Annotated in this window: 7 protein-coding genes and 1 pseudogene; 6 read left to right on the top strand and 2 right to left on the bottom strand. The window is 38.6% G+C overall.

Features of this window, described 5'->3' with window-relative positions; all coding sequences use genetic code 11:
• Positions 1–393: 393 nt before the first annotated feature.
• Positions 394–495, bottom strand: a pseudogene (locus QMA04_RS18230) (hypothetical protein); the annotation flags it as partial.
• Between the two features lie 173 nt (positions 496–668).
• Here QMA04_RS18230 and QMA04_RS18030 point away from each other — a divergent pair.
• Complete coding sequence (locus QMA04_RS18030; RefSeq protein WP_290187258.1) at positions 669–1,829, top strand: replication initiation protein; 1,161 nt, start codon at positions 669–671, stop codon at positions 1,827–1,829.
• A 411-nt stretch (positions 1,830–2,240) separates the two neighbouring features.
• The gene (locus tag QMA04_RS18035) at positions 2,241–2,459 is read left to right on the top strand and encodes a hypothetical protein (protein WP_290187259.1); all 219 of its coding nucleotides are present in this window, start codon (positions 2,241–2,243) and stop codon (positions 2,457–2,459) included.
• Between the two features lie 1,078 nt (positions 2,460–3,537).
• On the opposite strand, the gene QMA04_RS18040 is transcribed toward QMA04_RS18035, so the two are convergent.
• Positions 3,538–3,855, bottom strand: coding sequence for a hypothetical protein (locus tag QMA04_RS18040; RefSeq protein ID WP_290187260.1), 318 nt, complete (start codon positions 3,853–3,855; stop codon positions 3,538–3,540).
• Positions 3,856–4,174: 319 nt separating this feature from the next.
• On the opposite strand from QMA04_RS18040, the gene QMA04_RS18045 reads away from it, so the two are divergent.
• From QMA04_RS18045 to QMA04_RS18060, 4 genes are all read left to right on the top strand, one after another.
• Complete coding sequence (locus QMA04_RS18045) at positions 4,175–4,729, top strand: MerR family transcriptional regulator (protein WP_290187261.1); 555 nt, start codon at positions 4,175–4,177, stop codon at positions 4,727–4,729.
• A 315-nt stretch (positions 4,730–5,044) separates the two neighbouring features.
• Complete coding sequence (locus QMA04_RS18050; RefSeq protein ID WP_290187262.1) at positions 5,045–5,545, top strand: hypothetical protein; 501 nt, start codon at positions 5,045–5,047, stop codon at positions 5,543–5,545.
• A gap of 184 nt (positions 5,546–5,729) precedes the next feature.
• Positions 5,730–5,966 carry a hypothetical protein gene (locus tag QMA04_RS18055; RefSeq protein WP_290187263.1) on the top strand — a complete coding sequence of 79 codons (237 nt, stop codon included), beginning with the start codon at positions 5,730–5,732 and terminating at the stop codon, positions 5,964–5,966.
• A gap of 287 nt (positions 5,967–6,253) precedes the next feature.
• A partial coding sequence (locus QMA04_RS18060) for a tyrosine-type recombinase/integrase (protein WP_290187264.1) occupies positions 6,254–6,748 on the top strand: 495 nt, incomplete at its 3' end.

The raw sequence follows: 6,748 nt of genomic DNA on the forward strand, positions 1-6,748 counted from the left end.
ATCACGTTGCGCTACATCGGCATCACGGACGAGCAAATCGAAAGCAATCTCAAGACATTTCGCCTGTAACCCTCCCAGAATTTTTCTGCGGGGTTTTTGTTTTGCCTAAAAAAGGCCTTCAAGGGGGTTCTAAGCCCTCCGAAAATTATTTGTTTGGGTGTATTCGGTTTTACCCTTAAAAACGCTTATAGGGTGGTTCTGAGGCGTTTAAAACAGATTTTGAGCACACAATCGGGCTGTCTTTTTCTAGTAACGGGTTTTCTTAGGCTTTTTTCGTTTAAAAATTTGAAAGGTAACAGTTTCGGTTTCTGTCCCACCACCCCACTGCCTTGCGCGCGTACGCGTGTTGTTGGTGTTTTTAAGTACTTTGTTTAGTACTTTGTTTTAACTGTTTTAGAGAGGGTCTAAGCCCTTGGTATGACTGGATTTCCGAGACCCAAATGCCACACTTTTGGTCCCAAATGCCACACTTTTGGTCCCAAATGCCACACTTTTGGTCCCTTAAATGCCACACTTTTGGTCCCAAATGCCACACTTTTGGTCCCAAATGCCACACTTTTGGTCCCAAATGCCACAAGTATTAAAAACTGGGGCGTTGTTATTCTATAGAGGTTCTGATAGCATTATTTTTAACACTAAAGCCACAAAACTAAAAAGGTGGGGCATTTATGAATAGTAAGCATTTAGTTACGCAGGCAAACAATTTAATTGAAGCCAGACACAACAATCCTCTAACTGCCAGAGAACAAAAAATTGTCCTTACAATGGCGAGTATGATCGAACCGAATGATGACGATTTTAAAGATTATCGCATTTCTATTAAAGAATTTAGTGAAATGTTGGGCCTTGAAGGAAAAGCAAAATATACAGATGTTAAAGATATATCTAAAGAGTTGATGTCTAAAACTATTGAAATACCACAAGAAGACGGCGGTTGGTTGTTAGTTCATTGGGTGTCTAGTGCTAAGTATGTTAAAGGAGAAGGGATACTTGAATTATCATTTTCTCCTAAGCTAAAACCCTATATGTTGCAGTTAAAAAATCAGTTTACATCATATAAATTAAGCAATGTATTGTCTTTAAACAGCACTTACTCTATACGTTTATATGAGCTCATGAAAAAATGGCAGCACATAGGTAAATGGGAAAATTCTATCGAAGAATTAAAACTTAAATTTGGTGTTTCTGAAGGATCTTATGAACGTTACAATCACTTCAAAACAAGAGTTATTTTAAGAGCTATTGAAGAAGTAAATGAAAAAACCGATCTTCACATCAAAATTAACGAAATTAAAAAGGGACGAAGTGTAGAACGAATTGAATTTGTCATTCGTCGTGCTCCAGAAAAAGAAATTAAGTTGCAGGAGCCAAAAAGAAAAGAAAAAAAGCAATCTGAACAAGACATTTTACGTACTAGATTAAATACCTTGGCCGATGGTTATCAGTTCGACATGGCATTCTTTGCGCAGCTGCACCAGGGCGCTTCACTTATCTGGCAAGACGATGCCGAACAGGAATTGGAATGGCTGATTCGTTACGTCAACGAGGAAAAAACCGTCAAGAATCCCCTCGGGTTTATCAAATCCAAAATCACTTCGGCGTGGGAGATCCACGAGGCCGGGGGACACATTACGTTCGCCGATCTGCAGCCGATGAAGGAACGTCACATCGGACGGCAAGAGAAATTGCCGGAGTGGTTCACGTCCAAAGATGAACCGAAAGAAGCTGCCGAACCGAATTCCGAACTCACCAAAGAGAAAGACCAACTGCTGAAAAAGTTGGCCGAAAAAAAAGAACGGCTTGCCAAAAAAGACACGCCTTCTTCATAACGAAAATCAAAATCCCGACCGGATTTTTTCTGGAAACAGAACGTCCGTTGGGATTTTTTTTGTGCCTTTCTTGGTGTTCGGATCGTCCGTTTTTTTTTTTTCGGACCGTTCTTTTTGGAAACCGATTTGAGAACGCGAAGGAAAAAAGTTCACGGCGAGTGCCCATTTATACGCACCTCCTTTTTCAAAGGTCGCTGCGTCGTTTTGGGTTTCCCGCAGGGGCTACCGGACAATCACAAAAATCACGAATCCTAAAAAAAGATTGCGAAGAGCATAAGGGAAATCTGCTATCACTTTCGGTGCTAGCCCAGGCGGAGCCTGGGGTTTGGGTGATATCACGAAAAAGGGCTAGATGCCTCCACGTGGAGGCCCTTAAAAAAGCCATTTGCCTCCACGTGGAGGCACCTTTTTTTGGTTGCCGGACCACCAGAAAAAAATAAAAAAAGAGAAAAAGTCCGTCGTCTTTTGGCGCGATCGGCGCAGTTGAAAATGAATATTCAGGACAAAAAAAGTTGCTTTCGCGGCCTGAAAAGTTGGTACAAAACTGTACCAACTCCCTTTTTTTCTGGTACAAAAGTGTACCAAAGTGATTTTTTCGTGGTACAAAACTGTACCAAAATGAAAATTTAATGGTACCACTCAAACACGAGGCTCTGCCTCGTCCCCCATTGAAAATGGGGGCACGTTTTCCTTATGCTCTTTCTCTCTTTTTCATTTGTTATGGGTTAATTCACGAACTATTGGTATGATTTTTTAAATCAAAAGAAGAGGTGAGACTTGATGGAGTATTTAGTTGTTATGGGGCTTTTCCTAAACCCAATTCTGGCAGTCGTTTTTTGTTTGAACTTGATTTCCATTATAAAAAAAGCAAATCAAGAGAAAAAAGTAAGTACACAAAAGAACACGGTATGGGTCACGATCTCATTTGCTTATATTATTTTTTCTTTAACATGGAGCTTCACTATGATTCCGTATTAAGGGTGATTAAAAACACGAGTGCCCATCTATACACCCTGGAAAAAATGGGTGTAGGTAGGCAACTTCCAGCTGTAAATAATGCTGGGCATTGGATAAACATTTGAAAGTACATAGAAGCATATAGAGATTTTATGGGGAAAGCAGAGTAGATTATTTCTGTCTTACTTTTTTTATTCTCAAGTGGTCATGGTATTCGAGGGAAGCGTCTGTGATAAATGTTTGACTGGAACGCAGTGAAAGAAATTTAAGAGATAAAAAAACAAAATGACAGTTGGTAAAAAATAGAATATTATGATTGAAGATACGTAATTCTACTAATAAACGAGGTGAGCATAATGAGAAATGCTGCAGGGGCTATATATATTTCGAGTGCTATATTCGTAACCTTATACATACTTAATTTGCTGATGTATAGTGACGTGCGCTATAGTCTTTTTCTTTGGATATTCCCAGTCTTTTTGTTAAGTTTAGGTCTTTATAGTGAAAGAGAATCGGTTAAAGAAATTATGAATGGGAAAACTGAAAACGTAAGTTCATAGAACCAAAAGCTGTTAGTTTACATATCCCGAAATATCGGAAGTCTCCTGAAAAAACAGAAAGAAGATGCTAAGTTACTAGCATCTTCTTTCTGTTTAATTACTTCTGATAACTTGTGATATGTAAACTGATTTTTTAAACCACTACTCTTACAAACGCATATGCTTCTTTAAGTAGATTACTTCAAAATGATTTATGCTTTCTTTTCATTCTTTTTCCATTTGACGTAACTGGTAGCAATGTCTGATAAAGCTAAGAGCATGAAAATGATTCCTATTGCAATGTATTCATTTGTAGTTAAATCACCAAACCAATATATAGCAATATACAGTAAGAGTATAAATGGAATTGCCCATATAGAACGGATAAAACTTCTTCTGTAACTCAATTTATACCCATTAAACACAAATCCTGTATCCTTTTTTTCTGCGTCTTTATATATAGACGACATGATTACATGAACTATTAAAACTACTATCACTGGAACGATAAAAAACTGTAAAATATTCAAAATTTATCTCCTCTTCACTTTGTATTTTTAATATACTTCTACTATTTTTAAATTTAGTACATTAAAAGTAAGAATTTTCTGTTTACAATAATTGTAACATAATTTTCCTTTACTTTATTCCCAGCGAAAAATGCTATTTCATAACCGTTCGTAAAGTATTTTTGACAATCGCTAACGTTCTTTTATTCCTAAAGGTGTTTTTGGCTGCGACTCATCCATTTCTATTTGGCTTTTTTTCTAGAGCTCCTTCATAGAAAAAGAAGATGCAAGTGTGATCGAACTCTTATAACATGAAACAAAAAGAGGTGGTGATGGTTTAATGATGACTCCTAGCGAAGTAAGTACCAAATTAAATATCCAACCCTCTACATTACGAAAGTATTCGGCTTTACTTGAACAGGAAGGAATTCAATTCAAACGAACACATAAAAATGCCCGTCTCTACACAGATAGCGAGTGCATAGCGATTGAAGGCATCATAGAGACAGTACATAGCGGTAAGAAATCGCTTGAAGAGGCTGTCATAGAAGCCTCTAGTGGTTTAAAAAAGAGCGTCTCCGTAGCGCCACGCGAGCGCGATAGCGACGACATAGCAGCTGCTACGTTAAATGAAGTCAAAGAGCTGAAAACCCAGTTGCAGCAACAAGAAGAGCGCCAAAAAGAACGGGATATTATGTTTGTGGAAGTCCTGGAGAAAATGCAGCAAAAGATCGATCGGATGGAAGAACAACAGAAGCAGTTACTTACACCAGTACCGGAAGAATCCGAGTTAGATGCGCCAGAATCGTCCTCACAGGAGCCAGAAAGTGAAACTCAAACGGTAACACACAAAAAAGACACACGAAGTTTATGGGCCAGAATCTGGAACAAATAAAGGGTACTGTTTTAGCGGAATTGAATGTAACTTAAGTGCAGTTAAGTTACATTCAAAAATAAATATACTGACTTTTATAAAAGTTTGAGGGAAAATGGAATTTCTAGAAAAAAGTTCCAAAAAAAGGGGAGAGTCTATTGGTCGAAGAGTCTTATGTTAACTGGGGAGATTTACTTGTTACATTTTTAATTTACGGTGCTATTATTCTTTTTGTAATTTTATTAGTGAGATGGTTTTTGAAGAAAAGAAAAAATTGATTCTTCTTAAAAAGTGACTTAATCAATGCATTTTATCTAATTTTAAGGGGGATTATTTATGTTTTCAGTCGATGAGTATATTCGTTCGATCCAAGCCAACCTGGAGAAAGAATCCGGCTCATTAGTAGGTAATTTGAAAAAAATTTTTGCATTCAATTTTTCTTCTGATGTAGATTTATTGGAGTTCACTCCATCCATCGATCCCACGAGATTTGAAATATCCATTACAATGTTCTCCATGGATAAGGAAGCCAACGAAGTTTTCAAAGAGGACAATAACACGACAATTTTTGCTGGAAGTGAAGAGGTGTTGCCAGAAATGGAATACTATCAGTTGGACGATGATCAGCAGGAAGCATTTTTTGACTTTTACGAACAGAATGAAGAGACGCTAGTTCCACAAGAACAACAAGCATTTGCAGATTGGTTCCTTCAATGCTGGGAAACGGCCGGTGGATCTTCATTGAATTTGCCCTCGTATTTTGTTTTTCACGATGAGTATAAATCCTATGATTTGAAGAACAAGCAATGGATTGATGATGATGAAAAGTGGTCATAAATAGCGCTGGAAAAGGTCTTTCTTAAAAGACCTTTTTTATTAGCTAAATTTGAAAGTGAATGTAACTTAATGTGAATTAAGTTACATTCGGAGTACTTGATCTACCTTAATTTTAGTAACATTGAAAAAAGGAAAGCAATGAAAATTTAAGCTATATAACTGGTTAGCACCCAGTAGTGATTTGATGATTATTGAAATTGAAGGATACCTTATCCAAGTTTTATTAACGGGGAAAAAGTGTACGAAACAGCAATTAAAACAGATGTATCTTCAGGCAGATAAATTAACTTATGAGTACTTCGACTTTCCTGACGTGTTTTGTCGACTTCATAGCTTTGAGCAAATTCCCTATTCGGAGGATATTGAAGTTGATTTTGTCATAGATACTGATACCGGCGGGATTTACACACCAAGTTATTAAGTTTAAGGAACAGTTATTAGAGAACTTTTATTGATTCTGAATGTAACTTAATGCTAATTAAGTTACATTCAAAACCCCGGTTCCATTGACTTCCCAAGAAAAACGAGCGAAACTGAAATTACCAGAAAAAAAGATACATTCAAAACCTTGATTCCACTGGGCTCGCCTTTCGTTGGCGGCGCTCTTTTTCTTTTGGGCAAAATGCCTTGAGTAGTTCGCTACATACGGCTTTTTCTAGAAATAAAACCCAATACGCTTTACAAGAAACCAACCGAAAGGAGCAACCCATGAACAAGCAGAACGAAATCAAAGACGTGCAGCCAATCCGGTCGCTGGAGCGCATCGAGGACATGAAATGGAGCCTGAAAAAGTGGTGTGGGGAACGGGACTATATCCTGTTTCTCCTGGGCATCAATTCCGGATTGCGTGTCGGGGATCTGTTAAACATCAAAACGAGCGAGATCCAGGGCAAGCAAGTGGTGTCGCTTCGTGAAGGCAAGACCGGAAAACGCCGGACCATCCACCTCGGCAACATCTACGACGAGCTGAATACCTATATCAACTCCCTAGAAGCGTCTGAGTGGCTGTTTCCGAGCCGCAAGGGCAACGGACCGATTACACGGATCCAAGCCTACCGGCAGCTCAACAAGGCGGCCCAGATGGTCGATATACCGGATGGCATCGGCACGCACACCCTCCGGAAAACCTTCGGCTACTGGCATTACAAGCAGTTCCGGGACATTGCCGAGCTGCAGAACATCCTCAACCATGCCCATCCGCAG

Source organism: Planococcus sp. APC 3900 (assembly GCF_030407735.1).
GTDB classification, from domain to species: Bacteria; Bacillota; Bacilli; order Bacillales_A; family Planococcaceae; genus Planococcus; species Planococcus notacanthi.